Origin of the sequence: Microbacterium phyllosphaerae (assembly GCF_017876435.1) — a bacterium.
Lineage (GTDB): Bacteria > Actinomycetota > Actinomycetes > Actinomycetales > Microbacteriaceae > Microbacterium > Microbacterium phyllosphaerae.
In genome coordinates this window covers 2,200,848-2,227,055 of record NZ_JAGIOA010000001.1, presented here as the reverse complement: position 1 = coordinate 2,227,055, position 26,208 = coordinate 2,200,848, and the positions used below count along the sequence as shown (strand labels likewise).

General features: G+C 68.1%; 24 protein-coding genes and 2 tRNA genes. 14 read left to right on the top strand and 12 right to left on the bottom strand.

What is annotated here, in order from left to right:
• Positions 1-12: 12 nt before the first annotated feature.
• Both leuD and leuC read right to left on the bottom strand, forming a co-directional pair.
• Positions 13-612 carry a 3-isopropylmalate dehydratase small subunit gene (gene leuD / locus JOF42_RS10375; RefSeq protein ID WP_210097786.1) on the bottom strand — a complete coding sequence of 200 codons (600 nt, stop codon included), beginning with the start codon at positions 610-612 and terminating at the stop codon, positions 13-15.
• Complete coding sequence (gene leuC / locus JOF42_RS10370) at positions 612-2,096, bottom strand: 3-isopropylmalate dehydratase large subunit (protein WP_245340781.1); 1,485 nt, start codon at positions 2,094-2,096, stop codon at positions 612-614. The genes leuD and leuC overlap by 1 nt, the downstream gene beginning before the upstream one ends.
• A gap of 187 nt (positions 2,097-2,283) precedes the next feature.
• Between leuC and JOF42_RS10365 the strand changes: the two genes are divergently transcribed.
• Positions 2,284-3,579: an O-acetylhomoserine aminocarboxypropyltransferase/cysteine synthase family protein gene (locus JOF42_RS10365; protein WP_210097785.1), complete on the top strand. Its 1,296-nt coding sequence runs from the start codon at positions 2,284-2,286 to the stop codon at positions 3,577-3,579.
• Positions 3,576-4,889, top strand: a complete 1,314-nt coding sequence (locus JOF42_RS10360) for an LLM class flavin-dependent oxidoreductase (protein WP_210097784.1) — start codon at positions 3,576-3,578, stop codon at positions 4,887-4,889. Before JOF42_RS10365 ends, JOF42_RS10360 begins: the two co-directional genes overlap by 4 nt.
• Positions 4,890-4,904: 15 nt before the next feature.
• On the opposite strand, the gene JOF42_RS10355 is transcribed toward JOF42_RS10360, so the two are convergent.
• Entirely contained in the window at positions 4,905-5,402 is a 498-nt protein-coding gene (locus tag JOF42_RS10355; RefSeq protein WP_210097783.1) for a DUF427 domain-containing protein, read from the bottom strand.
• A 36-nt stretch (positions 5,403-5,438) separates the two neighbouring features.
• Between JOF42_RS10355 and JOF42_RS10350 the strand changes: the two genes are divergently transcribed.
• Positions 5,439-6,032 carry an LON peptidase substrate-binding domain-containing protein gene (locus JOF42_RS10350; protein ID WP_210097782.1) on the top strand — a complete coding sequence of 198 codons (594 nt, stop codon included), beginning with the start codon at positions 5,439-5,441 and terminating at the stop codon, positions 6,030-6,032.
• Between the two features lie 12 nt (positions 6,033-6,044).
• Here JOF42_RS10350 and JOF42_RS10345 read toward each other — a convergent pair whose 3' ends face one another.
• Complete coding sequence (locus JOF42_RS10345) at positions 6,045-7,049, bottom strand: TerC/Alx family metal homeostasis membrane protein (protein ID WP_210097781.1); 1,005 nt, start codon at positions 7,047-7,049, stop codon at positions 6,045-6,047.
• A 243-nt stretch (positions 7,050-7,292) separates the two neighbouring features.
• Here JOF42_RS10345 and JOF42_RS10340 point away from each other — a divergent pair, with 243 nt between their 5' ends.
• From JOF42_RS10340 to JOF42_RS10320, 5 genes are all read left to right on the top strand, one after another.
• Positions 7,293-7,874, top strand: coding sequence for an RNA polymerase sigma factor (locus JOF42_RS10340; RefSeq protein ID WP_259159330.1), 582 nt, complete (start codon positions 7,293-7,295; stop codon positions 7,872-7,874).
• On the top strand, positions 7,871-8,965 hold the full coding sequence (locus JOF42_RS10335) for a DUF4349 domain-containing protein (RefSeq protein WP_210097780.1): 1,095 nt from the start codon (positions 7,871-7,873) through the stop codon (positions 8,963-8,965). The genes JOF42_RS10340 and JOF42_RS10335 overlap by 4 nt, the downstream gene beginning before the upstream one ends.
• Before the next feature lie 112 nt (positions 8,966-9,077).
• Positions 9,078-9,626, top strand: a complete 549-nt coding sequence (locus JOF42_RS10330) for an ArsR/SmtB family transcription factor (RefSeq protein WP_210097779.1) — start codon at positions 9,078-9,080, stop codon at positions 9,624-9,626.
• Positions 9,626-10,864, top strand: coding sequence for an MFS transporter (locus JOF42_RS10325; protein WP_245340780.1), 1,239 nt, complete (start codon positions 9,626-9,628; stop codon positions 10,862-10,864). The genes JOF42_RS10330 and JOF42_RS10325 overlap by 1 nt, the downstream gene beginning before the upstream one ends.
• 57 nt (positions 10,865-10,921) lie before the next feature.
• The gene (locus tag JOF42_RS10320; protein ID WP_210097777.1) at positions 10,922-12,244 is read left to right on the top strand and encodes an acyltransferase family protein; all 1,323 of its coding nucleotides are present in this window, start codon (positions 10,922-10,924) and stop codon (positions 12,242-12,244) included.
• 65 nt (positions 12,245-12,309) lie between these two features.
• On the opposite strand, the gene JOF42_RS10315 is transcribed toward JOF42_RS10320, so the two are convergent.
• Positions 12,310-12,382, bottom strand: a tRNA-Glu gene (locus JOF42_RS10315).
• A 152-nt stretch (positions 12,383-12,534) separates the two neighbouring features.
• On the opposite strand from JOF42_RS10315, the gene JOF42_RS10310 reads away from it, so the two are divergent.
• Positions 12,535-13,173 carry an MBL fold metallo-hydrolase gene (locus JOF42_RS10310; protein ID WP_210097776.1) on the top strand — a complete coding sequence of 213 codons (639 nt, stop codon included), beginning with the start codon at positions 12,535-12,537 and terminating at the stop codon, positions 13,171-13,173.
• 2 nt (positions 13,174-13,175) lie between these two features.
• Positions 13,176-14,054 (top strand): aminoglycoside phosphotransferase family protein, encoded by an 879-nt coding sequence (locus JOF42_RS10305; RefSeq protein WP_210097775.1) that lies wholly within the window; start codon positions 13,176-13,178, stop codon positions 14,052-14,054.
• On the opposite strand, the gene pepN is transcribed toward JOF42_RS10305, so the two are convergent.
• Positions 14,048-16,534, bottom strand: coding sequence for an aminopeptidase N (pepN, locus tag JOF42_RS10300; RefSeq protein WP_210097774.1), 2,487 nt, complete (start codon positions 16,532-16,534; stop codon positions 14,048-14,050). The genes JOF42_RS10305 and pepN overlap by 7 nt on opposite strands.
• An 88-nt stretch (positions 16,535-16,622) precedes the next feature.
• Here pepN and JOF42_RS10295 point away from each other — a divergent pair, with 88 nt between their 5' ends.
• Positions 16,623-17,069, top strand: coding sequence for a MarR family winged helix-turn-helix transcriptional regulator (locus tag JOF42_RS10295; protein ID WP_210097773.1), 447 nt, complete (start codon positions 16,623-16,625; stop codon positions 17,067-17,069).
• A gap of 35 nt (positions 17,070-17,104) precedes the next feature.
• Positions 17,105-17,962: a 3-hydroxyacyl-CoA dehydrogenase gene (locus JOF42_RS10290; RefSeq protein WP_210097772.1), complete on the top strand. Its 858-nt coding sequence runs from the start codon at positions 17,105-17,107 to the stop codon at positions 17,960-17,962.
• Positions 17,963-17,969: 7 nt separating this feature from the next.
• On the opposite strand, the gene JOF42_RS10285 is transcribed toward JOF42_RS10290, so the two are convergent.
• Positions 17,970-18,929 (bottom strand): DNA topoisomerase IB, encoded by a 960-nt coding sequence (locus tag JOF42_RS10285; RefSeq protein WP_210097771.1) that lies wholly within the window; start codon positions 18,927-18,929, stop codon positions 17,970-17,972.
• A 153-nt stretch (positions 18,930-19,082) separates the two neighbouring features.
• Between JOF42_RS10285 and JOF42_RS10280 the strand changes: the two genes are divergently transcribed.
• Positions 19,083-20,006 carry a hypothetical protein gene (locus JOF42_RS10280; RefSeq protein ID WP_210097770.1) on the top strand — a complete coding sequence of 308 codons (924 nt, stop codon included), beginning with the start codon at positions 19,083-19,085 and terminating at the stop codon, positions 20,004-20,006.
• 50 nt (positions 20,007-20,056) lie between these two features.
• Here the strand turns inward: JOF42_RS10280 and JOF42_RS10275 are convergent.
• A tRNA-Gln gene (locus JOF42_RS10275) sits at positions 20,057-20,128 on the bottom strand.
• A 160-nt stretch (positions 20,129-20,288) separates the two neighbouring features.
• A complete protein-coding gene (gltX, locus tag JOF42_RS10270; protein ID WP_210097769.1) occupies positions 20,289-21,794 on the bottom strand; it encodes a glutamate--tRNA ligase in 1,506 nt (501 codons plus the stop codon).
• Positions 21,795-21,979: 185 nt separating this feature from the next.
• Here gltX and JOF42_RS10265 point away from each other — a divergent pair, with 185 nt between their 5' ends.
• A complete protein-coding gene (locus tag JOF42_RS10265) occupies positions 21,980-23,224 on the top strand; it encodes an acyl-CoA dehydrogenase family protein (RefSeq protein WP_210097768.1) in 1,245 nt (414 codons plus the stop codon).
• Between the two features lie 110 nt (positions 23,225-23,334).
• Here JOF42_RS10265 and JOF42_RS10260 read toward each other — a convergent pair whose 3' ends face one another.
• Genes JOF42_RS10260 through JOF42_RS10250 form a run of 3 tightly spaced genes read right to left on the bottom strand, consistent with a single transcriptional unit; the run spans position 23,335 to position 26,128 of the window.
• Positions 23,335-24,099: a class I SAM-dependent methyltransferase gene (locus JOF42_RS10260; protein ID WP_210097767.1), complete on the bottom strand. Its 765-nt coding sequence runs from the start codon at positions 24,097-24,099 to the stop codon at positions 23,335-23,337.
• Positions 24,096-25,355 carry an MFS transporter gene (locus tag JOF42_RS10255; protein WP_210097766.1) on the bottom strand — a complete coding sequence of 420 codons (1,260 nt, stop codon included), beginning with the start codon at positions 25,353-25,355 and terminating at the stop codon, positions 24,096-24,098. The genes JOF42_RS10260 and JOF42_RS10255 overlap by 4 nt, the downstream gene beginning before the upstream one ends.
• Positions 25,352-26,128, bottom strand: a complete 777-nt coding sequence (locus JOF42_RS10250) for a fumarylacetoacetate hydrolase family protein (protein WP_210097765.1) — start codon at positions 26,126-26,128, stop codon at positions 25,352-25,354. The genes JOF42_RS10255 and JOF42_RS10250 overlap by 4 nt, the downstream gene beginning before the upstream one ends.
• Positions 26,129-26,208 lie beyond the last annotated feature (80 nt).

The window sequence follows — 26,208 nt, the reverse complement described above, 5'->3', positions numbered from 1 at the left end:
CCGCCCCGCCGTTCACTGCTGAACGGGAAGGGTCCGGGGCCGCCACGACTCGCGACGGGCCTCGAACTGCGCGATCTTGTCTTCGTTGCGCAGCGTGAGCCCGATGTCATCGAGCCCTTCGAGGAGCCGCCATCTAGTGTAATCGTCGATCCCGAGGTCAGCCTGGATCTCACCGATCGAGGCGGTTCGCGCCTCGAGGTCGACCGTGATGGATACCCCGGGATTCCGGTCGATCTCGGCCCAGATCCGCTCGAGATCCTCTTCCGAGATCGTCGCGGCGAGGAGTCCCTGCTTGCCCGAGTTGCCCCGGAAGATGTCCGCGAAACGCGGGCTGAGGACCACCGAGAAGCCGAAGTCGCGCAGTGCCCACACGGCGTGCTCGCGACTGGATCCGGTGCCGAAGTCGGGGCCCGCGACAAGGACGGATGCGCCCTGGAAGGCAGGCTGGTTGAGCACGAACTCAGGATCCTGACGCCAGCCGTGGAACAGCGCGTCCTCGAATCCGGTCTTCGTGACCCGCTTGAGGAACACGGCCGGGATGATCTGGTCGGTGTCGACGTTCGAGCGCTTCAGCGGAGCGGCGATGCCCGTGTGAGTGGTGAACTTCTCCATCAGAGTGCTCCGTTCGTTCCGGCTGCTGCGGAGGCCGTCGCAGGCACCGCATCCAGGTCGCTGGGGCTCGACAGCGTGCCGCGGATCGCGGTGGCTGCGGCGACGAGCGGCGACACCAGGTGCGTGCGTCCGCCCTTGCCCTGTCGACCCTCGAAGTTGCGGTTGGAGGTCGATGCGCATCGCTCCCCCGGTGCGAGCTGATCGGGGTTCATCCCGAGGCACATCGAGCATCCGGCGAATCGCCACTCCGCGCCGAAGTCCGTGATGATCTTGTCGAGACCCTCGGCCTCTGCCTCCAGCCGCACCCGGGCGGAGCCGGGGACGACCATGACGCGCACGCCGTCGGCCTTCTTCTTGCCTTCGACGATCGATGCGAACGCGCGGAGGTCCTCGATGCGGCTGTTCGTGCACGAGCCCATGAAGACGGCGTCGACCGGCACCTCTTTGAGGGGCGTGCCGGGCGTCAGATCCATGTACTCGAGCGCCCGCTCGGCGGCCGCGCGCTCGTTGGCGTCGGCGATCTCGGCGGGGTCGGGCACTGCGGCCGACAGGGAGCTGCCCTGGCCCGGGTTCGTGCCCCAGGTCACGAACGGCTCGAGCTCGTCGGCGTCGATGAAGACCTCGGCGTCGAACGTCGCGCCCTCGTCGGTGGGGAGCGTGCGCCAGTAGGCGACCGCGTCGTCCCAATCCTGACCCTTGGGGGCGTGCGGGCGTCCCTTCAGATACTCGAACGTCGTCTCGTCGGGGGCGACCATGCCCGCGCGGGCACCGGCCTCGATCGACATGTTGCAGATCGTCATCCGCCCCTCCATCGACAGCGCACGGATCGCGCTGCCTCGGAACTCGAGGACGTAGCCCTGGCCGCCACCGGTGGTGATCTTCGCGATCACGGCGAGGATGATGTCCTTCGCCGTGACGCCGGGACGCAGCGTGCCCTCGACGTTGATCGCCATCGTCTTGAACGGCTTCAGCGGCAGCGTCTGGGTCGCCATCACGTGTTCGACCTCGCTCGTGCCGATGCCGAACGCCATGGCCCCGAAAGCGCCGTGGGTCGAGGTGTGGGAATCACCGCAGACCACCGTGATGCCCGGCATCGTCAATCCGAGCTGCGGGCCGACGACGTGCACGATGCCCTGCTCGGCGTCACCGAGCGAGTGCAGGCGCACGCCGAACTCGGAGGCGTTGCGGCGCAGCGTCTCGATCTGCGTGCGGCTCGTCAGATCGGCGATCGGCTTGTCGATGTCCCACGTCGGAGTGTTGTGGTCCTCGGTCGCGATGGTGAGGTCGAGTCGGCGCAGTGGACGCCCCTCGGCACGCAGGCCGTCGAACGCCTGGGGGCTGGTCACCTCGTGGACCAGGTGCAGGTCGATGTAGATGAGGTCCGGCTCGCCGTTCTCGCCCTTGACGACGAGGTGGTCGTCCCAGACCTTCTCGGCGAGGGTCCGGCGGCGTGCGGGAGCAGAGTCTGCTGCGGGCATGTTCATTGCGTTTCTCCTGAAGCTGGCGGGTCGGCCCATGTTGGACTCCGCGACGAGGAGGGGCTCAGAACGAGGTCTCGTCGCGGCCGCTAAGAAGGAGCACGATCCGCATGACGTCAGATTACCACCGCTTCAGCGGACGGAGTCGCCGCGTGACACGCTACTGTCACCCGCACCTTCGAGAGGCACGCGCATGACCGACGACACCACCGGCTTCGCCACCAAGGCGGTCCACGCCGCCCGGAATCAGGGTGCGGCGTCGTCCAGGGCGACTCCGATCTATCTGACCGCCGGCTTCGAGTTCGACGACTTCGACCACGCCGCGCACCACTTCGGCACGGGCGCGGGTTTCGGCTACACACGCACCGGCAACCCGACAGTGCACGCGGTCGAGCGGCAACTCGCCGCGCTCGAGTCCGGTGCGGATGCGGTTCTCGTCGCCAGCGGCCAGGCGGCTGTCGTCACCGCCCTCCTGACGGTGGCGGGAGCCGGGGACCACATCGTCTCCTCGACGCACATCTACGAGGGCACCCGCGGGCTTCTCCTCGACAACCTCGCACGACTCGGCATCGAGGCGACCTTCATCGACGACATCGGCGACCCTGAGGCGTGGCGCCGGGAGATCCGTCCGAACACGAGGGCTCTGTTCGCCGAGTCGATCGCGAACGCCCGCAATGACATCCTCGACATCGCGGCCGTGAGCGCCGTGGCCGATGACGCCGCGATCCCGCTCATCGTCGACAACACGCTCGCCACCCCGTTCCTCGTCCGTCCGATCGAGCACGGCGCCGCGATGGTCGTGCATTCCGCATCGAAGTTCCTCGCCGGCCACGGCTCGGTCCTGGGCGGGGTCCTCATCGACGACGGTCGCTTCGACGCGGCGAAGGCGGGGCATAACGCACCGCATCTGGTGCTCCCCGGCCGCGGCGGCTTCTCCAGCGTCGCTGCGCGGCACGGCGGGAAGGCACGCATCGCGTACGCCCGCGAATCCGTCGCGCCCCGCTTCGGTGCATCGCCGTCTCCGCTCAACGCCTTCCTGATCGGCCAGGGAGCGGAGACGCTCGGTCTTCGCGTCGAGCGGCAGTCCCGCAACGCCCTCGAGGTGGCACGCTGGCTGGCCGCGCAGGATGCGGTCGAGAGCGTCGACCACGTCGGCCTCGAGACTCACCCCGATCACGCGCTCGCTCAGAGGTACCTGCACGGCGGCTACGGATCCATCTTCACGTTCACCCTCCGCGGAGGGCTCGACGCGGCACGCGACTTCGTCGAGAGCGTCGAGGTGTTCACCCACATGACGCACATCGGAGATGTCCGCTCGCTCGTGCTCCACCCGGGGACGACCAGCCATTCCCACCGCACGCAGGAGGAACGCGACGTCCTCGGCGTGCAGCCGGGAACCCTGCGTCTCTCGATCGGGATCGAAGACGTCGCGGATCTCCTCGCGGATCTCGCGCGCGTGCTCGAGCCCGCGCGAGAGGCCGTCGCGTGAGCAGGCCCCAGCACTTCGGATGGTTCCTGGCCCGCGGCTTCGGTCCGCAGGGCTGGGGATACCCGTCACTCGACTGGGACTACGACTGGACCCGCCCCGAGATCTACCAGGAGGCGGCTCGCACTCTGGAACAGGCCGGGTTCGACCTCGTCATCATCGAGGACGCGCCCTCGCTCGGCTCCCCCGAGACGCTCGATCTGCGCGTCCGCCACGCGTTCGGCGGCCCCAAGCACGATCCGCTGCTCCTTGCGCCCTACCTCTTCCAGGCCACCCGTCATCTCGGAGTCGTGCCGACCGTCAACCCCGCTGCCTACCTGCCGTACACGGCGGCGCGGCAGTTCGCGACCCTGCAGCACCTCAGCGCACACCGCCTCGGCCTCAACGTCGTCACCGACACCGGCAGCGCCCGCCACTTCTCGGCTGCCGAGCAGCTGGGTCACGACGCCGCGTACGACCGCGCCGAGGAGTGGCTCGCAGGCATCCGTGCGCTGTGGCGGAGCTGGGACGACGGCGCGCTGGTGCAGGACCGCGAGACCGACGTGTTCGCCGACGGATCGAGGCTGCGTCCCGTGCGCCATCGTGGCGAGCACTTCGCGTTCGACGGCCCGTTGAACGCGGTGCCCTTCACAGACGGCGAACCCGCGATCATCTCCCCCGGCGGATCCGGCAGAGGACTCGGCTTCGCCGGCGCGAACTCCGACGTGCAGCTCGCTCTGGCCCCTCTGGATGAGGCATCCGTGCGGGCCTATCGGGCGAAGATCCACGACGCGGCGATCGCGGCGGGCCGTTCGGCCGCCGACATCACCATCCTGTTCGCGATCCAGCCGGTCATCACATCGTCGCCGGAGGAGGCGGATCGCATCGTCGCCGCATCCGCCCATCCCGACGACGCGGCCCTGGTGCAGATCGCTCGCAAGCAGTCGAGCGATCTCGAAACCGATCTGACCACGCTCGACCTGGACCGCCCGCTCGATCTGTCGGTCTTCGGGGAGCACGTCTCGCGCGGGAGCATCCAGCGCCTGATCGGAGACCGAGGCGAGGATGCTCCGCTGCGCGCCCACCTCACGGCGCTCGCCCGCACAGGCCGGATCACCGACCGCTCGGGATTCGTCGGGACCGCCGACGAGTTCGCCGATCTCATCGAAGAGCTCGGCGACTGGGGCAACGACGGCGTGCTGCTGTGGGGCGACTTCCACCCGGTCACGCTGCATCGCACGCTCGGTGAGCTCGTGCCCGTGCTCCGACGCCGCGGCATCCTGCGCCGCGAGTACGTCGAAGGCGGCCTCCAGGCCAACCTGCGGGCGTTCTGAGCGAGCGCCCAGGGCTCACCAGCCCATCGAGCCCGGCACTCCCTTGAACGGCCCGACGACGGTCGACGTCACCCAGCCGCCGTAGAAGCCACCCGGCTGAGGGACGACGACTTCTCCACCGACCGTGCACTCGTCCATCGGTCCGGCATATACCGCGACCCGGTCGGACAGAGCCTCGAATCCGCGCGTCGGATGCGGGTAGTTCCATGCGGCGCCGGCGGCCACCACGGCGCCGCCGCGCACATCGAGATAGCGTGCCTCACCTTTGAACTCGCAGAACGACGAACCGGGGGCATCCGAGAGCGCTCCGTCGACGAAGTCGGCGATCGGCAGGTAAAACACAGGAGGATGACTCGTCTCGAGCACCCGCACCGCATCGGTCGTGTCGGCGACGAGTTCACCGCCGAGACGAATGGTGACGCGCTCGGCCACCCGCTCGACCCGCGGTGGCCGCGGATAGTCCCACACGGACTCCTGGCCGGGGGCAGGTGTGATGACGTCTGGTCTGCGCATCTGTTCACTGTACGTCTCGCGGTGTTGACTGGGGTCATGGCCGCACGACCGATGTTCCCGCTTGGCTCGGTGCTGTTCCCGCACACCCCGCTTCTGCTCCGCGTGTTCGAGCCGCGATACCTCACGATGATCGGGCAACTTCTCGACGCAGACGACCCGCAGTTCGGGGTCGTGCTCATCGAACGCGGTCACGAGGTCGGCGGTGGCGACCGGCGCAGCCAGGTCGGCACGCTCGCCCGGCTGGTGAGCGTCTCGGCCGATGCGGACGTGCTCCACATCATCGCGGTCGGCACCACTCGGTTCACGGCCGAGCAGTGGACGGACGACGCGCCCTACCCTCGGGCCGAGATCTCGCCGCTTGCCGAGCCGACGTGGAACGACGCGCTCACCCCGCTGCGCACCGAAGCGGAGGCGATCGTACGACGCGTCCTCGCGCGCGTCGACGGGCCCTGGGACCCCGACACCGAGCTCTCCGACGACCCGCTCGAAGCGGCCTGGCAGCTCGCCGCGATCGCACCGCTCGGAGAGTACGACCGATACACGCTCCTGCAGTCGACCACCGTCGGTGCCCTGCTGCGTCAGGTGATCGATCTCACGCTCGACGCCGAGCTGCTGTGGTCGGCGGGCTGAGACGACCCGCCCCTACTCGACGATCGCCGCCTTCTTCGCTGCGGACTTCTCGCGCGACGCCGCGATGAGGCTCGCGACGGTCGCGACGGTCATCGAGACGACGATGACACCGAGCGAGACGAGGTTGTCGATGTCCGGCACCCATTCGACATGCTCACCGCCGTTGATGAACGGCAGCTCGTTCTCGTGCAGCGCGTGCAGGATCAGCTTGACTCCGATGAACCCGAGGATCACCGCGATGCCGTAGTGCAGGTAGCGCAGACGATCGAGCAGGTCTCCCAGCAGGAAGTAGAGCTGTCGCAGGCCCATCAGGGCGAAGATGTTGGCCGCGAAGACCAGGAATCCGTTCGTCGTGATCTCGAAGATCGCCGGGATGGAGTCGATCGCGAAGATCAGGTCTGTCACGCCGATCGTGATGAACACGATGACCATCGGCGTCCACATCCGCTTGCCGTCGACCGTGGTGCGCAGCTTCGAGCCGTCGTAGGTCTCGCTGATGTCTATGCGGCGACGCAGCAGCCGGACGATGAAGTTCTCGCGCTTGACGTCGTCGTCGTGCTCGCCCTCGGGCATGGCCTGTTTGATCGCGGTGTAGATGAGGAACGCGCCGAAGACGTAGAAGATCGGCGAGAAGTGCTCGATGACGGCCACGCCGACGAGGATGAATGCGCCGCGCAGCACGAGCGCGATGATGATGCCGACCATCAGCACCTGCTGCTGGAGGCGTCGCGGCACCGCGAACTGCGCCATGATCAGCACGAAGACGAAGAGGTTGTCGATCGAGAGGCTGTACTCCAGCGCCCATCCGGTGATGAAATCGCCCGCATTGCGCCATCCGGCCACGTTTCCGAGGAGAACCGCGAACAACAGGGCGAGCCCGACGTAGAAGACGACCCAGAGCGTCGACTCCCTGGTCGAGGGGATGTGCGGACGAAGACGGATCAGGAGCAGGTCGCCGATCAGGATGATCGTGAGGACGATCATCGAGGTGATCTCGAACCAGACGGGGATGTCCACGGGCGCTGTGCACCTTTCGGGAGGGGTCGGAAGAACGCCGAAAGTCTCTCCCACGCACAGAGTGCGTCGCACGACCGGAGCAGCGATGTCGGTGCTCGTGATGACGGTGGATGCGCTTGCGGGATACTCCCTCTCGCATCACCGATTCTAGCGGAGCGCAGACGGACGATGGATGGCCGCATCAGCGGCATCCCATCGACGGCACCGATCTGAGACGATGGTGCATCCTTCGACACTTCCCTGGTGAGAGACACCGAACGGAAACCGGATACCGTGCAGACGACAGATCAGAGATGGGTGGCGCAGGCCGCGGCAGGCGACGAGAGCGCCTTCCGCGAGCTGTACCGCTCGCACGTCCGACCGGTCTACTGGATCGCCCATGGCCTTCTCGGCTCCCCCGCCGACGCCGAGGACGTGACCCAGGAGACCTTCGTCACCGCGTGGCGCAAGCTGCCGGGGCTCGAGCTGCAGGGAGAGTCCCTGCTCCCGTGGCTCGCGACGATCTGTCGCTTCCAGGCAGCGAACCGGCTCCGACAGCGCCTGCGCGACCGGGCGCACACCACGGATGCCGTCGACGACAGCATCCCTTCGACGATCAGCGTCGAGGAGCAGGTGATCACCGCTGCTCTGGCCGCGCGGATCGCCGCCGAGGTGGGGACCCTGAACGATCTCGACCGAGAGATCTTCAGGCTCTGCGCCACGGAAGGCTATGCCTACCAGGCCGCGGCGGAACAGCTCGGTGTGAGCCATGCCATCGTCCGGAACCGTCTCTCCCGAGTCCGCACCCGCCTGCGTGGTGCCGTGAAGGAAGCGAGCGACGCATGAACGACAACGCACCCATCGATGGCCTGCCCGAGCTCTCGGATGCCGCGGTGGCGCGCATCGAGGCCTCCGTGTTCGAGGAGATCGCGGAAGGGCGTCGGCCGGAGACGCCGACCGCGGTCCGAGCGCGAGCGCGCCGTCGCCGCTGGCTGACGGGCGCCGGCATCGCCGCCGCCTTCGTGGTGGGCGTGCTCGTGACTCCCCCGATCCTGGGCGTCATGGGCGGCAGCGCCATGAGCACGGCCGGAGGTGGCGACACGTCCTCCGGGGTCGTGATGGAGGACTCGTCCTCCGGATCCGCCGACCAGAGCGTGCCCGGGGCCGCGTCCGACTCGGCGGAGTCGTCGAGCGTGGCGCCCGGTGCCGTCGACGGCACCGATCGCGAGATCATCGCCACCGCGAACGCCACCCTCGAGGTGAAGGACATCGCAGACGCCGCAGCGGCGATCGGCGCACTCGCCGAGAAGTACGACGGCTACGTCGAGAGCACCGAGATCGGGAAGAGCATCGCCGTCGACGGCACATCCGAGTCCGCCCCCGCGGACGACGGATACGGCTGGATCAGCATCCGCGTGCCCTCCGCCGACCTCGCCACCGTGATCGAAGGACTCTCGGACTCCGGTGATCTGCTCTCCTCGTCGATCTCGAAGCAGGATGTGACCTCGACGGCGATCGATCTGCGGGCTCGGGTCGACGCCACGAAGGCCTCGGTGAAGCGACTCACCGAGTTGATGTCGCAGACCGGCACGGTCGCGGAACTGATCGAGGCCGAGGTCGCCCTGACGGATCGCCAGGCGCAGCTCGAGTCCTACGAGCAGCAGCTCGCCTCACTCGACGATCAGGTCGCCATGTCGAACCTCCAGGTCGAGCTCACCCGCACGACCCCGCCCACGACGGCCGACCCCGCCGGATTCGCCGACGGTCTCTTCGCCGGATGGAACGGCCTCGTCGTCTCGCTGAACGCGCTGGTGGTCGCGGTCGGCTTCGTGCTGCCGTGGCTCGCCCTCGCCGGCGCGGTCGTGTTGGTCGTCTGGCTCATCCGTCGAGCTCGACGCACTCGCCGCACGACCGGCGAGGCATCCACCGAGGACTGAAGAACCGCGCCGAAAGAGCCGCTTCTCCCCGCGAGAGACGGCTCTTTCGTTGATTTTCCGCGATATACAAGAAGCCTTGTGCGAATGTGGGGCCAGATCTACCGTTGCGTCCATGGAAGACATCTCGGTGATCACCGCCGTGCATCACCCCCTCCGTCGTCGCATCTACGACTACCTGCTGCTCTACGGCACATCCCAGGTCACGACGCTCGCGCGGTCGCTCGAGAGCCAGGTCGGCAGCATCAGCCACCACTTGCGCATGCTCGAGCGAGCGGGGCTCGTGGAGCGAGTTGAGGACCCCTCCGGAGACCGGCGTACCAGCTGGTGGAAGCTCGCTCGCCGGGGCTTCACCTGGTCGGCAGACGATTTCGTCGATTCTCCCGCCGACGCTCTCCTCGCCCGCGAGGCGCAGCGTCAGGGCATCCGGATGCAGATCGACCGCCTGCAGAGGTGGCAGCGGCGACACGATGACCCTGCATACGCCGCGTACGACGCGTCGAACACCGAGACGACCGCGTGGGCGTCTCCCGATGAACTCCGCGACCTGAGCGCCCGCATCCTGCGCACCCTGGAGGAATGGCGCGAGTCCGTCGATCTCGACGACGGGCAGCAGCGCACGCCGATCTTCGTCTTCGCGCACGCCTTCCCCACGACGCCATGATGTCCACGGCCGAACCCCTGCAGCTGGCGGAGCCGCCCGCGTTCCGACGCGACCGTCGTGTGCACGCCTGGATCGGTGTCAAAGCACTCTCGGATGCCGGCGACACGCTCTGGACGATCGCACTCGCCTGGACAGCCGTGCAGACCGCCTCCCCGGCGATGGCCGGTCTCATCGTCGCCGCAGGTACCGTCCCCCGCGCGATCGTCCTGCTGTTCGGTGGTGTGATCGCCGACAGGTCCGACGCGCGCAGGGTCATGATGCTGTTCACCGTGCTTCGGGTCGGTGTGCTCGTCGCCGTGGCGCTGTGGGTGCTCGCGACCCCGCCCACGGTCGGCATCCTGCTGTTCGCGGCGATCGCCTTCGGGATCTGCGACGCGTTCTACGAACCGTCCGCCGGAACCGTCGCCCGACAGCTCGTGCGAACGAGCGATCTTCCGTCCTACGGAGCACTCGCGCAGACGGCTTCGCGCCTCGGCACCATGGCGGGCGCTGCGATCGGCGGGGTCCTCGTGGCGTACGCGGGGCTCGCGGGCAGCGCAGCCGTCAACGCCTTCACATTCAGTGTCGTCGTCGCCTTCATCGCCGTCTGGCTCCGGCCGAGGTTCGTGCTGGCACGGGCCGCGAGGGAATCCGCGCTGCACGGCATCGCCCGCGGATTCGCCCACCTCGGCGCCCACCCGACGACCCGCACCCTCGTCATCGCGCTGTCAGGACTCAACCTCGCCGTCGGCCCGGCGGTGGGGATCGGGCTCGCATTGCGTGCGCACGACGCGGGATGGGGCGCCCAGGCTGTGGGGCTGTTCGAGGCGCTGCTCGGACTGGGCGCGGCGCTCGGCGCGGTCTCGGTCGTGAAGTGGCGACCGCGAAGAGAGGCGTTCGCGGGTTTCTGGGCGCTCGTCGTCCAGGGTGCCGGGATCATCGCACTCGGGTGGGGGCCGGCCTGGACGGTCGCGATCGCAGCCTTCGTCATCGGCGTGACCGCGGGCTACGCCTCGGTGCTCCTGAGCGCCACATTCTCCGCCACGGTCGACACCGCCTACCTCGGCCGGATGGGTTCGATCACCCGTCTCGGCGACGACTGCCTCATGCCACTCGCCATGGCCGGGTTCGGTCTGCTCGCCTCGAGCACGGCGGTCTGGGTGCCGTTCGCCCTCTTCGGCGGCACGATGATGGCACTCATGGCTCTGCCGTTGAGCACCGCCACGTTCCGGCGCCTCACTCTCGCACCCGGCGCCTGACACCGCGCCCGCTGCGGTTCCCCTCGCGCGGCACGGGCCGCCGCTAGAGTCGTCGGCATGAGCAGCGCCGCCACCGACTCGACGACCCGCACCGTACCTGCAGGTCGTGATCTCACCCTCGATCTGGCGCGAGTCGTGTGCGTCGTCCTGGTGGTCTTCGTGCACATCCTGTTCACGGGGGTCGGTCGCGCACCGGACGGGTCATTGCTGATCGAGCGCACCGTCGAGGCGCAGTCCTGGTTCACGGCGGCGTCGTGGATCGCGAACATCATGCCGCTGTTCTTCGTGGTCGGCGGATACGCGGCCCGCGCGGGGTGGCGATCGGCATCGGCCCGTGGAGATTCGGCGGTGGACTTCGTCCGGGTGCGTCTGCTGCGGCTCTCCCGCCCCGCGCTGCCGTTGTTCATCTTCTTCACCGTGGTCCTCGGCGCCACCCGGTTGGTCGGGATCGATCCCGACCTCGTCGACACCATCGCGATCGGCGTCGGCTCCCCGCTGTGGTTCCTCGCCGCGTACATGATCGTCCAGGCTCTCGCCCCGGCGATGATGCGGCTGCACGAGCGCTACGGCGCCTGGGTGCTCGTGGGCCTCCTCGCGGGCGCAGTGCTCGTCGACACGTTCCGGTTCACGGTCATCGGCGGGTTCCTCGGCATCCAGCCCGTCGCGGGATCGGGCTACGGACTCGGCCAGGAGCTGTTCGGCATCCCCAATATCGTCTTCGTCTGGCTGTTCGCCCAGCAGATCGGTTTCTTCCTCTTCGACGGCTGGTTCGGCGCACGCCGCTGGTGGCAGCTGCTGCTGCTCATCGCAGCGGGCTATGCGGCGCTCTGGGGGCTGGTATCGCTCGGAGGCTACTCGTGGAACATGCTCGGCAATCAATGGCCTCCCACCACAGCGATGGTCATGCTCGCGGTGATCCAGGCCGCCGCCCTGACTCTGCTGCACAGGCCCCTGACCGCCCTCATGAGGCAGAGAGCGGCTCAGGGCGTGGTCTTCCTGATCGGCTCACGTCTCATGACCGTCTATCTGTGGCATCTGCCCATGATCATGGTGCTGATCGGCATCCAGCTCGTACTCCCGATTCCGCTCCCTGCACCGGGGAGCGCGATCTGGTGGTGTACGCGGCCGCTGTTCCTCGCCGTGGTGCTCGCCGCGGTATGGGTGCTGTCGCTCTGGTTGATCCGGTTCGAGAAGGTGCCGGTCGGCGGCACGGCACGGTTCCCCTCGACCGGCGCCGTCGTCGCCGCTGTGCTGGTCTTCATCGCGCCGATCATCGCGATCACCGCGTACGGCCTCGACTTCCCGCTCGCCGCGATCGCGCTCGGATGCACCGCTCTCGCGCTGTGGCTGGCGGGCACGCGGCGGAGATCGGCCACCTGAGCGGTAGGAATCGCCCGCGGATACGACGAAAGCCCTCGGAGAACCGAGGGCTTTCGTGTGTTGTGTGACCCCAGCGGGATTCGAACCCGCGTTACCGCCGTGAGAGGGCAGCGTACTAGGCCGCTATACGATGGGGCCGTCTGGCGGAACGTTTCCGTGCCGCGACAACTGTTCAAGTATGCCACGACGATTCTCGCGCCGCCAAATCGAGCCGCGCCCTCCTCGATTCCCGGGCGTGGCGCACCGGCCAGCGGTTTGCCAGTGAGGCTCGGAAGGAGTTGACTCATCCCATGCGCGTCACGAAATTCGAACATGCGGCTCTTCGCCTCCAGCAGGGCGATGACGTCCTCCTCATCGACCCGGGTTCGTTCACGGCTCCCCTGAACGATCTCGCCGGCCTCGTCGCCGTGGTCATCACCCACGAGCACCCCGACCACTGGACCCCTGAGCACCTCGATCGCATCCTGCGCGCCGCCCCCGGCACGCCGATCTATGCGCCTGCCGGCGTCGCGAGTGCCGCCGACGGTTACGAGATCTCGGTCGTGGCGCCCGGTGACGCGGTGGACGCCGGAGCGTTCTCGCTGCGCTTCTTCGGAGGAACGCATGAGGTGATCCACTCGTCCCTCCCGACCGTCGAGAACGTCGGCGTGCTCGTGAACGGCGACTTCTACTACCCCGGAGACTCCTATGCCGTGCCGGAAGGCATCGAGGTCGGCACCCTCGCCGCTCCCCTCGGCGCTCCGTGGCTGAAGATCGGCGAGGCGATGGATTACGTGCTCGCCGTGAAGCCGCGTCGCGCGTTCGGGACGCACGACATGACGCTCTCGGTGGCCGGCAAGACCATGCATCGCCAGCGCCTGCAGTGGGCGACAGAGCAGGGCGGCGGTGAGTTCTCGGTGCTCGAGCCGGGCGACTCGCTCGACATCTGAGCATGGCGGACTCCCCCTCGGCCGAGTGGTCGCTCGACGAGGGCGGTGTACGCACTCTGCTTCGCGCCGCTGCCCCGGAACTGGCCGACCTTCCCCTGACGCTGTTCGCCGACGGGTGGGACAACTCGATGTGGCGGCTGGGATCAGAGCTCGTCGTCCGCCTCCCCCGCCGCGCCCTCGCCGTCCCGCTCATCGCGAACGAGCAGCGAGCCCTCCCCGAGATCGGTCCGGCGCTCGCGGTGCTCGGCATCCGGACTCCGATCCCCGTGATCGCGGGCGAACCGGGCGACGTCTTCCCGTGGCCGTGGTCAGTCACCCCCTGGATCGAAGGCACGAACGCCCTCCGCGCGCCGCGAGCCGAGAACGCCGCCTGGGCACCGCGACTCGCAGCGGCGCTCCAGGCCCTTCATGCCCCCGCCCCCGTCGACGCACCACTCAACCCCGTGCGCGGTCGAGCCCTGATCACTCGAGACGACGTGATGCGTCCTCGACTCGACACCCTTCCCGCACGGTCGGCCCTGCGCGGCGCCTGGGTCGACGGCCTCGCAGCACGACCGTGTGTCGAACAGGTCTGGATCCACGGGGATCTGCACCCGGGAAACCTGCTCGTGCACGAGGGACGGCTCGCCGCACTCATCGACTTCGGCGACGTCACCGTCGGCGACCCCGCCTACGATCTCGCATCGGCATGGATGCTCTTCGATGCTCCGGGGCTGGGTGCGTTCCGGGACGCCACGGATTCGCGGTACGACGATGCGACCTGGGTGCGGGCGCGAGCGTGGGCTGCCTACATCGCCCTCATCCTGCTGACGCAGAGCGACGATCGACCCGAGTACCTCGCCGTCGGGCAGTCGACCGCCGAGGCGCTGGACACCTACTGAGCCTGGGCCGCTCGCACGCGGAGGTCTCGAGCGAGATGGTCACGCTGCTCGACCACGACGCGGCGCAGGGCGGCAGGTGCCGATCCGTTCTCGGCGATCCAGGCATCCACCAGAGCGAGACTCGGCGTCGCCGGGAAGAGGCCGACGACGAGACGCCGCGCCAGTTCGATGCTCCGCCCCGCCCAGGCATCGCCGATCCGGGCGAAGTACTGCTCATCGAAGCCCGCGATCAGGTCGCGGCGCCCGCCGGCGCGGACGCCCGCGATCACCGCGTCGAGGTGGTCGTTGCTGAGCGATTCGTCGCCCCACGCCGCGGCCCACGCCTCGGCACGGACCGCTTCGTCCGGGCGCGACGCGAGAGCCCGGCGCGTGGCGGTGCGACCGCTTCCGGTGTCATCACGGTGCTGTTCGCCCGCGATCTCGTCGGTCCCGGCATGGCCGGTCGTCACGAGAGCCGTCAGCAGCTGCCATCGCAGGTCGGGATCGACGATCAACCCCTCAGGGGCGTCGCCGTCGAGGATCGCCCGGAGGTCTCCGGCACGTGCATCGTCGAAGGCCGACGCCGCCGCGAGAGCACGGGCCCACGAGAGCTGCGCGTCGCTCCCGGCATCCGCTGCGTGCAGAGCGCTCCACGCGGTCTCCACCCACCGTCGCTGCTCGTCACGCGTGACATCATCCGCGACATAGTGTCGGATCGCGAACAGCGCGTTCGCCAGAACACCGGCCAGGAGTCCGATGTTCGACTCCCGCGGCGCATGTGCTCGCACGATCGAGGTGTACCGGGTCGCCGGCAGTTCGCCGTCCCGCGTCGCGTTCCACAGGGACGACCAGATGACCGCCCGCGCGAGAGGGTCCTCGACGGCCGACAGCGAGTCCTGCACGGTCGCCAGCGAAGCCTCGTCGAGGCGCACCTTGGCGTACGTGAGATCGTCGTCGTTGAGCAGAACGAGATCGGCGTCGGGCAGGTCCACCGGAGTGCGCTCGTCGTGGATGTCGATCGCCATCTGCTCGCGGCGGATGACGCGACCTTCGACGCGGTCGTAGAACCCGACGCGCAGGCGGTGAGGGCGAGGATCGCTCTGGACGAGCACGGTCGCCCCCTCGGCATCCGTCTCGACCTCGAGCGTCGAGACACCCGTCGTCTGCAACCAGGCCCTTGACCACGCGGACATGTCGCGACCCGACACCGCGCTCAGCTCGACGAGGAAGTCGTCGAGCGTCGTGTTGCCGAACGCGTTCGCGGCGAAGTACCGCCGAGCGCCCTCGAAGAACGCGTCGTCCCCGACGAAGGCGACCAGCTGCTTGAGGACGGCTGCGCCCTTGGCATAGGTGATCCCGTCGAAATTGAGCTTGGCCGCCTCGAGATCCGTGATGTCCGCGACGATCGGATGAGTCGTCGGAAGCTGATCCTGCTGGTAGGCCCAGGCCTTGCGATTGGCGGCGAACTTCACCCACGCATCATGGAAACGTGTTGCGACCGCAGACGCGTGCGAGCCCATGTAGTCGGCGAAGGACTCCTTGAGCCACAGGTCATCCCACCACTTCATGGTCACGAGGTCGCCGAACCACATGTGGGCCATCTCATGCAGGATCGTGTTCGCGCGAGCCGCCCGCTGGGCGTCCGTCGCGGCGCCTCGCGAGAGGTACGCCTCGGTGAAGGTGACGAGCCCCGGGTTCTCCATCGCGCCGAGGTTGTACTCGGGCACGAAGATCTGGTCGTACTTGCCCCAGGGGTACGGGTAGTCGAAAGCATCCGTGAAGAAATCGAGGCCCTGACGCGTGACGTCGAGGATCTCGTGCGACTCCAGATACTGCGCCAGCGACTGTCGCACGAGCACTCCCAGCGCGATGTGCTGCTCGTCGCGCCGCCAGTCGCCGTCGACGCGGGCGTAGGGACCCGCGGCGATCGAGGTGATGTAGCTCGAGATCGGCAGCGTCGGGGCGAACTCGACGCGCTGCACGCCGACACCGACGTCGACGGCTGCTGCGGACTGGTTCGAGAGGACCTCCCACCCCGCCGGCGCATCAATCACGAACGTATAGGACGCCTTGATGTCCGGCTGCTCGAAGCACGCCATGACGCGCCGGGAGTCGGCGGGCTCGTACTGCGTGTACAGGTACGTGCGGTCGTCGACCGGATCGTGGAAGCGGTGCAGCCCCTCACCCGAACGGCTGTAGGCGCCGACGGCCTCGACGCGGACGATGTTGGCGTCCACGAGACCGTGTACAGCGATGCGGGCACCGTCGTGGACGACCTCCTGCTCGGCACCGTTGACGATGACGCGCTCCACGCTCTCGCCGATGAAGTCCAGCCAGGTCGATTCGACCGTCGAGCTGAACTCGAGCGTCGTCACCGTCGGGAACCCCGTGCGCGCCCGCTCGGGCGCTCCGGTGAGATCGAGTTCGACGCGGATGCTGCGCACGGAGATCGCGGCGGATCGCGCGGCGGTCTCCTCTCGCGTGAGGTTGGCTGTGTGCATTCCTCCATCCTGTCATCCGGGCCCGATGTCCGCGCTTCGTCACGACGCGTGAGTTGCACTATGCAACAGTGAGTTCTAGAGTTGCAGTATGCAACAGATCGAGGATGCGGACGCACGAGGGCAGGACAGCGCCACGGTGCTGAGATCCCTCCTGGCGATCACGCGACGCGGTCTGGTCGACGCCCGCTCCGGCGAGACGCACCTGTCGATCACCGACCAGTCGATCGTGATGGCCATCGCCGATGAGCCGGGGATCCGCTCGACCGACATCGCGCAGATGTTCCGCCTCAACCGCTCGACGGTGTCCCGCCAGCTCTCCTCCCTCATCGCGCTGGGACTCGTTCAGGAGATGCCCTCGACGGCAGGACGCGGACGCCCTCTCGCACTCACGCCGGACGGTGAAGACGCCTTCCGCAGGACACTCGACACGCTGCGGCACGTGATCGACACCCATCTCGCGCAGTGGTCGGACGCGGAGGTCTCGCGCTTCGCGCATGACCTCCTGCGCTTCGACCGCGGCGACGCCGCATCGTGACCACGGCCCACAAGGCCACCACAGAAGGAAGAGAAATGAAGAACATCACCGTTCTCGGCACCGGCGTCCTCGGATCGCAGATCGCGTTCCAGACCGCTTTCCACGGATTCGACGTCGTGGCCTACGACATCGATCAGGCGGCGCTCGACCGCGCAGCCGAGCGCTTCGAGGGACTCGCCGCGCGCTACGTCGCGGACGGTGTGGAGAACGCCGCCGACGGAGGCGCGCAGAGCGCGATCGGACGCATCCGGTTGACCTCGGATCTCGCGGATGCAGCTTCTGACGCAGACCTCATCATCGAAGCGGTGCCGGAGAGCCTGGAGCTCAAGCAGAGCATCTACCGGACGCTCGCCGGAGTGGCGCCGGCGACGACGATCTTCGCGACCAACTCCTCGACCCTCCTTCCCAGCGCGCTGGCCGAATCGACCGGCCGCCCCGATCGCTTCCTCGCGCTGCACTTCGCGAACGAGATCTGGTCGCACAACACCGCCGAGGTGATGGGCACACCCGACACCGCTCCCGGTGTCTACGACCAGGTCGTCGACTTCGCCGCGCAGATCGGCATGGTCCCGATCGAGATCAAGAAGGAGAAGGCGGGATACCTCCTGAACTCACTTCTCGTGCCATTCCTGGAGGCGGGCGCCGAGTTGCTCGTCGACGGGATCGCGGAACCGGAGGCGATCGACGCGACCTGGCGCATCGGCACCGGGGCACCGGCCGGGCCCTTCGAGATCTACGACATCGTGGGGCTGACGACGGCCTACAACATCTCTCGCATGGGTGGCGAGAAGCAGCAGCGCTTCGCCGAGCTGCTCAAGGAGCAGTACATCGACAAGGGCAAGCTCGGCGTCGCCACCGGGGAAGGCTTCTACACCTACCCGCGCGCGAACTGACGCGCGGTCAGCGCCCGAGCAGCCTGCGGATCGCCGTCTCGGGCGACACGGTCAGATCGAGGGTGCGGCCGCGCGCGTAGAGCCGGAAGACGCGCGGGTCGATGTAGCTCCCCCGAGCCACCGCGAGGGTGTTGCCGAGCGCCGAGGCCGTGGCCTGCACGGCCAGACGCTCGGCACGCCGTCGCTCGTTCTTCGTCTCGAGCCGACCGATCCGCGCGAGCGCATCCGCCGCGAGGATCGTGCCGTGCAGCGTGCGGAAGTCCTTCGCCGTGAACGCAGCCCCCGCGACCTCCCGCAGGTAGTCGTTCACCTCCCCCGAGGTCAGACGCACCCTGCGGCGACCCTTTCGATAGGCGAGCAGCGCGGCGCGCGGGGATCCGACCGCGAACTCCGACAGCGCTTCGGCCAGGGCGGCATCCGAGATCTCGATCGAGGCCAGCTGCTTGCTCTTGGCAGGGAAGCTCAGGGAGACGGTGCTTCCGTCGATACGCACATCGCGGCGTCGAAGCGTCGAGAGCCCTCGGCTGCCGTGCTTCACGAGGTACCGTTCCGAGCCGATCCGAAGGGCCGCATCGTCGAGGAGCCGGAACGCCACCGCGAGCGCCCGCTCGCGTGTCAGGCCGGATTCCCCGATCGCGCGCGTCACCTTCGCCCTGGCCGCGGGCAATGCCTCTGCCAGTCGCAGTGCCCGGGCGAACTTGCGCTGGTCCCGTCCCGTCCGCCACAGCGGGTGATAGAGGTACTGGCGTCGACCGGCGTCATCCGTGCCGACGGCCTGGATATGCGCGAGAGGATCGGCGGCGATCCAGACGTCCTTCCACGCCGGCGGGATCGCGAGGTCGTGGATCCGCTCACGGTCGGCCTCGGAGACGGGGTCGCCGCCCGCATCGAGGTACCTGAATCCGGAACCGGATCGACGACGCCGGATTCCCGGTTCCTCCCCCGGAACGACTCGTCTGAGCGCCATCCTCGACCTTCCTGTCCGCCAGCGTGCTGAATCGCTCGCAACGATGCCGCGGCGGCGCACGGACGTGAAGGGCATGGCGCGGGCGGGATCCGACTGGTAGGGCACGCTCTCTCGGATTGTCTGCGAACGCTCAGGTCTGCCATTCTCTTCACTATGACGATGTCACTCGAGGAGTTCCGTGAGTCCCTGACGAGACCGGATCTGCGCGGTTCCCTCGGCTTACAGCTCACCGAGGTCGAAGCGCAGCAGGTCGCCGCAGATCCGGGCTCCACGCAGAGCTGGTACGCGTACTGGCTCTCGCTCCGGCCGGCCGCGCAGACGCCTCCGCCGCCCGCATCGGATGCGCCCGCTTACGATGCGCCGCCGCCCGCTTTCGATGCGCCTCCGCCCGCCTACGAGGCGCAGCCGACCTTCGACGCGCAGCCGACCGCTCCTCTCGTCGACCCGTACGGCGCGCCGACCGCCGCACCCGTGGATCCGGCGTACGCCGCGACGGCCGCGTACCCGGGGTACGACGGCGCCGCCACCGGAAACCCGGCGTATCCCGGGTACGGACCTGTTGCAGACGGCGAGCCGGCCAAGAAGAGGAGGGTCGGCCTCTGGGTCGCCCTCTCGATCATCGGGGCACTGCTGCTGATCGCCGCGATCGTCGTCGTCGTTGCCTTCACCACAGCCCGGCACTGGACCAAGGTCGATTCCCCGGAGAAGCCCGAGACCTTCCACAGCGAAGAGTATGAGACCGGACGCTACGACGTCAGCATGGACGACGTGAACCCGTGCACGGTCAACCAGGACTGGACCGACTGCACGAACCAGATGTCCGCCACCTACACCGCGGCGTGCGCCGATGTCGAGCTCACCGAGACGGCGACACTGCTCTGCACCGAGTACAAGAGCGCGATCGACGAGATGAAGGCCCAGGACGGCGACGGGTACTACGTGGCCACGCTGGGCTCCTACGGCAACCTGCACCGCAGCGCCGAGATCGACACCCGACAGGTCTCGAACGACGACTACGAGCCAGCAGTGACCCATGAGGCCGTCTGCTACCTCGGGTTCATCGGAGAGTGCGAGTAGACACCACCGGATACGACAAAACCCCCGCTCTCGCGGGGGTTTTTGTCTTGCTGGGGTACCTGGACTCGAACCAAGAACAACGGAACCAGAAACCGCCGTGTTGCCAATTACACCATACCCCAAGGGCGAAACCTGAGCCTCGCACCGAGAGTCAAGCCTACCCGAGCCTCGCCCCGAATGCCAAAACGCCCCGGGTCGTCCGGGCGAGTCGCACTCCGATGACGAAGGCGAAGAGGGAGAGCATCCGTCGGATGCCCTCCCTCGTGCCACGCTCGGAACGACTCAGTTCGAGACGAACTCCGAGAGTGCGCGAAGGCGTCGCAGCGACTCGTCCTTGCCGAGCAGTTCCATCGACTCGAAAAGAGGGGGCGAGATCCGGCGGCCGGTGATCGCGACACGCGGCGGCCCGTAGGCGATCCGAGGCTTGAGCTCGAGCTTCTCGACCAGGGCCTCGGCGAGAGCCTCCTGGACCTTCTCCGGGGTGAACTCGGTCACCGGTTCGAGAGCAGCGACACACGCGTCGAGCACCTCTGCGGCGTTCGCGGGGAGACCCTTGAGCGCGTCGGCGTCGTAGGACACGTCGTCGGTGAACAGGAAGCCCACCATCCCGGGCACCTCGCCCAGCAGCTGCACCCTCTCCTGCACCAGCGGTGCGACGCGGAACGCCATCACGAGCTGCTCGTGCGTGGGCTCGTCGAAGAGCCCTGCAGCCGCGAGGTAGGGGATCGTGCGCTCGGCGAAGTCCTTCTCCCCCAGGGTGCGGATGTGGTCGCCGTTGATCGACTCGGCCTTCTTCTGGTCGAAGCGGGCCGGGTTCGGGTTGACGTTCACGATGTCGAACGCGTCGGTGAACTCCTCGAGGGAGAACACGTCGCGGTCGGGACCGATCGACCAGCCGAGAAGGGCCAGGTAGTTGAGCAGACCCTCGTGGATGAAGCCGCGATCGCGGTGCAGGAAGAGGTCGGCCTGCGGGTCGCGCTTGGAGAGCTTCTTGTTGCCGGTCTCCCCCAGCACCAGCGGCATGTGCGCGAAGCGCGGCACGAAGGTCGTGACGCCGGCCTCGATCAACGCCGCGTAGAGGGCGAGCTGGCGAGCCGTCGAGGGCATCAGGTCTTCGCCACGGAGCACGTGGGTGATGCCCATGAGAGCGTCGTCGACCGGGTTCACGAAGGTGTACAGCGGGATGCCGTTGGGTCGCACGACCACGAAGTCGGGGAACGATCCGGCCGGGAAGGTCACCTCGTCACGGATCAGGTCGACGTAGGTGAGGTCTTCCTCGGGCACTCGGAGACGCAGTGCGGGCTGACGTCCCTCAGCGCGGAACGCCGCTTTCTGCTCGTCGGTCAGAGTGCGATCGAAGTTGTCGTATCCGAGCTGCTTCGCACGCCCGGCCGCTTCGTTGCGGGCGTCGATCTCGTCTGCGGTCGAGTAGCTCTCGTAGAGCGCACCCGTCGCCAGCAGCTTGTCGATCACGCCGCGGTAGATGTCGTGGCGCTCGGACTGGCGATAGGGAGCGTGCGGGCCACCGACCTCGACGCCCTCGTCCCAGTCGATCTTGAGCCACGTGAGCGCATCGACGAGCTGACGGAAGCTCTCCTCGCTGTCACGGGCGGCGTCGGTGTCCTCGATGCGGAACACCATCTTCCCGCCCGTGTGACGGGCGTAGGCCCAGTTGAAGAGCGCGGTGCGGACCATGCCGACGTGCGGCAGTCCGGTCGGCGAAGGGCAGAAGCGGACGCGGACGTCGGCGCCACTGGCGGTCGTGGTGAGGGGGTGCGGAGTAGCCATATCCCTCCGATTCTAGTTGCCGGCGCGGCACGCCACAGGGGCTCACGGCGGGGCGACCAGGGACGAGACCCGGGGTCACCGTGGGTAACAGTCACTCACCCGGGGAAACAACCCGCGTTCGGCGCCGACCTGCTCCTATCGTTGCCGCAACGTAACACCGAACCCACAGACGGAAGGGCAAGAACGTGACACTCACGAATGCAGTGACGACGGGTCTCGAGGACCGATGGCAGGACGCCGCAAGACCACAGACCAGCGCAGGCTGGCTCGCCCGCGCACAGGAGGTGGCAGACATCCTCGCGGCGGATGCCGTCGAGCGCGATCGGGCGAACGCGACGCCACACGCCGAAGTCCGGCAGTTGAAGGAATCCGGACTGGTGACGCTGCTGGGCCCCCGTATCCACGGCGGCGCGGGCGAGAGCTGGGACACGGCGTACAAGGTGATCCGCACCGTCGCCAGGGGCGACGGATCGATCGGCCAGCTGCTCGGCTACCACTACCTCTGGGCGTGGGCCGCGCGGCTCGTCGCCACCGACGATCAGATCGCCTCCGTCGAGGAGCTCTACACGACGAACGACTTCCTCTTCGGAGGGGCTGTCAACCCCCGGGACTCCGACCTCGTCATCCGAGAAGACGGCGACGATCTGATCTTCTCAGGGCGTAAATCCTTCTCCACCGGCGGGCAGGTCTCGGACCTCACCGTTCTCGAAGGCATCCTCGAGGGCACTGACACACACGTCTTCGCAATCGTCCCGACCGCGCAGGAGGGGATCGTCTTCGCAGACGACTGGGACAACCTGGGGCAGCGACTCACAGAGTCCGGCTCCGTCGAGATCCGAGACGTACGCGTTCCCTGGGCCTCCGCTGCGGGATTCGTCGACAAGGAGTTCCAGCCGCTCACCTACAACACGCTGAACGTCCCGGCGATCCAGCTCGTGTTCGCAAACTTCTATCTCGGCATCGCGCAGGGTGCGCTCGAGACGGCGTCCGCGTACACGCGCACCACGACCCGCCCCTGGCCGTACGGCGGAGACGACAAGCATCACGCCACGGACGAGTGGTACCTGCTCGAGGGCTACGGCGAGCTCGCGTCGAAGCTGTGGGCCGACGAGGCCCTGCTGGATGCCGTGGGTGCGGAGATCAGTGGCGTGCTGCATGCACCCCGAGAGGATCTCACGGCGCGCCGTCGCGGTGAGATCGCTGTCCGGATCGCGGCGGGGAAGCTCCGGATCGTCGACGACGGTCTGGAGGTCGCCACGAAGGTCTACGAGCTCACTGGAGCACGTGCGTCTGCGAACACGGTCGGACTGGACATCTTCTGGCGCAATCTGCGAACGCACAGCCTCCATGATCCGATCGCGTACAAGAAGCGCGAGGTCGGGACGTTCGTGTTGAAGAACGAAGTGCCCGAGCCGACCTGGTACACCTGAGCGCTGCGACTCCCACGCCTCGGTGTCGCGCCGTCCCAGGCGGACGCGGCACCGAGGGCCGCAGGCCGCACTGCGGTGCTCCGGTGGATGCCCCTCGCGACGCGCGGATCTCAGCGGCGCGAGCGGATCGCCATCGCCGCAGAGTGCTCCAGCGGAACACGACCGTCGACGGTCCGCTGGGAGCACACCGCGTCGAAGGCCGCGCGGAAAGCACCGCGTTCCGAGCTGTCCAGCGCACGGTAGAACTGCCCGGCTCCCCCGATCCCCCCTTCTGCGGACGCCCACAGCGCGGCGACTCCGGCAGACCAGGTCCAGGTGACCTCCGACACCCGAGAGCCCGTCCAGCCCGCGTCGTCCAGCATCCGCGCGAAGCCGTCGACCGTCCGCTCGAAGTCCTTCTCCGGGGGCAGCCGGTCCCCCGCCGACGGCGTGAGCCCCGCGCGGTCGCAGACTTCGCGCCACAGCCACGTCGGCGAGTTCGTCCAGACGGTCGCCGCGACCAGGTCGGCCGACACTCGCGAGAGATCCCGTGCCGCGATCCGCGGATCGGCGACGTGGTTCAGCACGAAGTTGGCGACGACCGCATCGAAGGCCCTTTCCTGGAAAGGCAGCTGCGGCAGTGCCCCGTCGACCACGGGGATCCCGGCGTGCTCTCGCGACGCGATCTCCCTCATCGTCGACTCCGGCTCGCATCCGGTGACGCTCCAGCCGGCGCCGGCGAACGCCGCGGAGAGCGATCCGGTGCCCGAGCCCACATCGAGCAGGGTGCGCCCACGCGCTTCCCCGAGCTCGTCGAGCAGGAAGGCAGCGGTCCCGACGCACAGCGAGGCGTACGAATCGGCGTACGCGCGGCCCGTACCCGCCCAGTCCTTCATCGTGTCGCGGAACGTCCGAGGGGCGAGAGCACGACGATCGCGATCACGAGCACGGATGCGGCGATGCCGAGCCCCGCGTACTGGAAGTTCGAGAGGATCACCCCGGCCATCACAGCCCCGGCCGCAGCCGACAGGCTCATCAGCGAATCGCTCCTGCCCTGCCGTCGAGTGCGGACCTCGGGTGCACTCGATTCGGTGAGCAATGCCGCCCCGGCGACCGTCGCGGCGCTCCAGCCGAGCCCGAGCAGGATGAGCGCGACCATCACACCCCACTCCTGATCGTTCACGAACACGGCGAAGGCGAGCGCCCCGCCCAGCAGCACCTGACCGAGCAGCACCACCCGAAGCCGTCCCCAGCGATCGGCCAGGATGCCGAAGAGCGGCGACAGCGCGTACATCCCACCGACGTGCAGCGCGATCGTGATTCCGACCAGGGCGGAGACATCGGCAGGCGTCGGTGCCATGCCTTCGCTGCCGTGCGCCATGTGGGCGAGGTGCACGGGCGTCATCGCCATGACGGATGCCATCACGACGTGTGACCCTGCGATCGCGAAGATCGCGTATCGGGCGACGACCGGACGATCGGCCGCCACCCGCCCGGGCACCGCCGCCGCAGCCTTGGCGAGTCCCTGGGCCGCGAGCAGAGGATCGGGTCGCAGCGCGACGAGGTACAGAGCGAGCGCCGCGCACTGGGCGACGAAGGAGAACGCGTACGAGCCGGTCTGCGGGGGCATGCCGATGGCCTCGCCGACGATCTCTCCCGGCCCGAGCAGGAGCGGACCGGCCACGCCGCCGATCGTGGTCGCCCACACGACGATCGAGAGATCGCGCCCGCGGTGCTGCGGGGCGGCGAGATCGGTGGCGGCGAACCGCGACTGGAGGTTGCCGGCATTGCCCGCACCGATCATGAGGATACCGACGAGCAACAGGGGGAACACCCGCAGCGACGCGGCCAGGATCACCACGGCGATGCCGACGAGTGCGAACAGATTGCCCAGAGTCAGTGCACGACGCCTGCCGACCCTCGAGGCCAGGCGAGCGAGCGGGATCGCGCACAACGCGGCCCCCAGGGTGACCGATGCCGTGGCGAGACCGGAGAGCGCGTCGCTCCCCGAGAGATCGGCGGCGAGCAGAGCGCCGAGTGACACCGTCGCTCCGAAGGCGATCCCACCGAGCACCTGTCCGAGTGACAGCACCAGCACCGTGCGTCGCTGAACGGCTGCCTGCTGGGTCGCCGTCAGAGCGACGACGGTCATGATGCGCGCACGGCGTCGCGCACGGTGTTGCGCAGGATCCCCAGTCCGGTGATCTCGACCTCGACTGTGTCGCCGGCGTCGAACGTGCCGACACCCGCCGGGGTGCCCGTCAGGATGACGTCACCGGGAAGCAGGGTGAACACGGCCGACGCGTGCTCGATGATCGCCTCGACGGAGTGGATCATGTCGGTCAGCGGCGCCTTCTGGCGGACCTCCCCGTTCACGCGGGTCTCGATGGTCGCGACCGACGGGTCGAAATCCGTGCTGATGGTGGGCCCGAGGGGGCAGAACGTGTCGAACCCCTTCGCGCGTGACCACTGTCCGTCCTTGCGCTGGAGGTCGCGAGCGGTGACGTCGTTGGCGATGGTGTAGCCGAGTACATGGTCGAGCGCATCCGCCTGGGTGACGTTCTTGGCGACCTTGCCGATGACGACGGCGAGCTCACCCTCGTACTCGGTCTGGTCCGAGATCGACGGGCGCACGATCGCATCTCCGGGGCCGATCACGGCGGTGTTCGGCTTGAGGAACAGCAGCGGCTCCTCAGGAGCCACTCCCCCCATCTCGGCCGCGTGGTCGTGGTAGTTCTTACCGACGCACACGATCTTCGAGCGCGGGATCACCGGCGCGAGGATCACCGCGTCCGCGATCGGCACACGATCGCCCGTCGGCTCGTATCCGGCGAAGAGCGGATCGCCCGAGAGGACGACGAGGTCGGTGTCATCGACGATCCCGAAGAGGATGGCGTCGTCATGGCTGAATCGGGCGATCTTCATGCCACCAGCCTAGCCAGGGTGCAGAAAGACGAGACCCCGCTCTGCGCAGTGCGCACAGCGGGGTCTCGGGGCCGTTCAGC

Bases quoted from the DNA above. Each gene is read 5' to 3' on its own strand.
- leuD (WP_210097786.1), bottom strand. From the start codon at position 612: ATGGAGAAGTTCACCACTCACACGGGCATCGCCGCTCCGCTGAAGCGC.
- leuC (WP_245340781.1), bottom strand. From the start codon at position 2,096: ATGAACATGCCCGCAGCAGACTCTGCTCCCGCACGCCGCCGGACCCTC.
- JOF42_RS10365 (WP_210097785.1), top strand. From the start codon at position 2,284: ATGACCGACGACACCACCGGCTTCGCCACCAAGGCGGTCCACGCCGCC.
- JOF42_RS10355 (WP_210097783.1), bottom strand. From the start codon at position 5,402: ATGCGCAGACCAGACGTCATCACACCTGCCCCCGGCCAGGAGTCCGTG.
- JOF42_RS10350 (WP_210097782.1), top strand. From the start codon at position 5,439: ATGGCCGCACGACCGATGTTCCCGCTTGGCTCGGTGCTGTTCCCGCAC.
- JOF42_RS10335 (WP_210097780.1), top strand. From the start codon at position 7,871: ATGAACGACAACGCACCCATCGATGGCCTGCCCGAGCTCTCGGATGCC.
- JOF42_RS10330 (WP_210097779.1), top strand. From the start codon at position 9,078: ATGGAAGACATCTCGGTGATCACCGCCGTGCATCACCCCCTCCGTCGT.
- JOF42_RS10325 (WP_245340780.1), top strand. From the start codon at position 9,626: ATGTCCACGGCCGAACCCCTGCAGCTGGCGGAGCCGCCCGCGTTCCGA.
- JOF42_RS10320 (WP_210097777.1), top strand. From the start codon at position 10,922: ATGAGCAGCGCCGCCACCGACTCGACGACCCGCACCGTACCTGCAGGT.
- JOF42_RS10310 (WP_210097776.1), top strand. From the start codon at position 12,535: ATGCGCGTCACGAAATTCGAACATGCGGCTCTTCGCCTCCAGCAGGGC.
- JOF42_RS10305 (WP_210097775.1), top strand. From the start codon at position 13,176: ATGGCGGACTCCCCCTCGGCCGAGTGGTCGCTCGACGAGGGCGGTGTA.
- pepN (WP_210097774.1), bottom strand. From the start codon at position 16,534: ATGCACACAGCCAACCTCACGCGAGAGGAGACCGCCGCGCGATCCGCC.
- JOF42_RS10295 (WP_210097773.1), top strand. From the start codon at position 16,623: ATGCAACAGATCGAGGATGCGGACGCACGAGGGCAGGACAGCGCCACG.
- JOF42_RS10290 (WP_210097772.1), top strand. From the start codon at position 17,105: ATGAAGAACATCACCGTTCTCGGCACCGGCGTCCTCGGATCGCAGATC.
- JOF42_RS10285 (WP_210097771.1), bottom strand. From the start codon at position 18,929: ATGGCGCTCAGACGAGTCGTTCCGGGGGAGGAACCGGGAATCCGGCGT.
- JOF42_RS10280 (WP_210097770.1), top strand. From the start codon at position 19,083: ATGACGATGTCACTCGAGGAGTTCCGTGAGTCCCTGACGAGACCGGAT.
- gltX (WP_210097769.1), bottom strand. From the start codon at position 21,794: ATGGCTACTCCGCACCCCCTCACCACGACCGCCAGTGGCGCCGACGTC.
- JOF42_RS10260 (WP_210097767.1), bottom strand. From the start codon at position 24,099: ATGAAGGACTGGGCGGGTACGGGCCGCGCGTACGCCGATTCGTACGCC.
- JOF42_RS10255 (WP_210097766.1), bottom strand. From the start codon at position 25,355: ATGACCGTCGTCGCTCTGACGGCGACCCAGCAGGCAGCCGTTCAGCGA.
- JOF42_RS10250 (WP_210097765.1), bottom strand. From the start codon at position 26,128: ATGAAGATCGCCCGATTCAGCCATGACGACGCCATCCTCTTCGGGATC.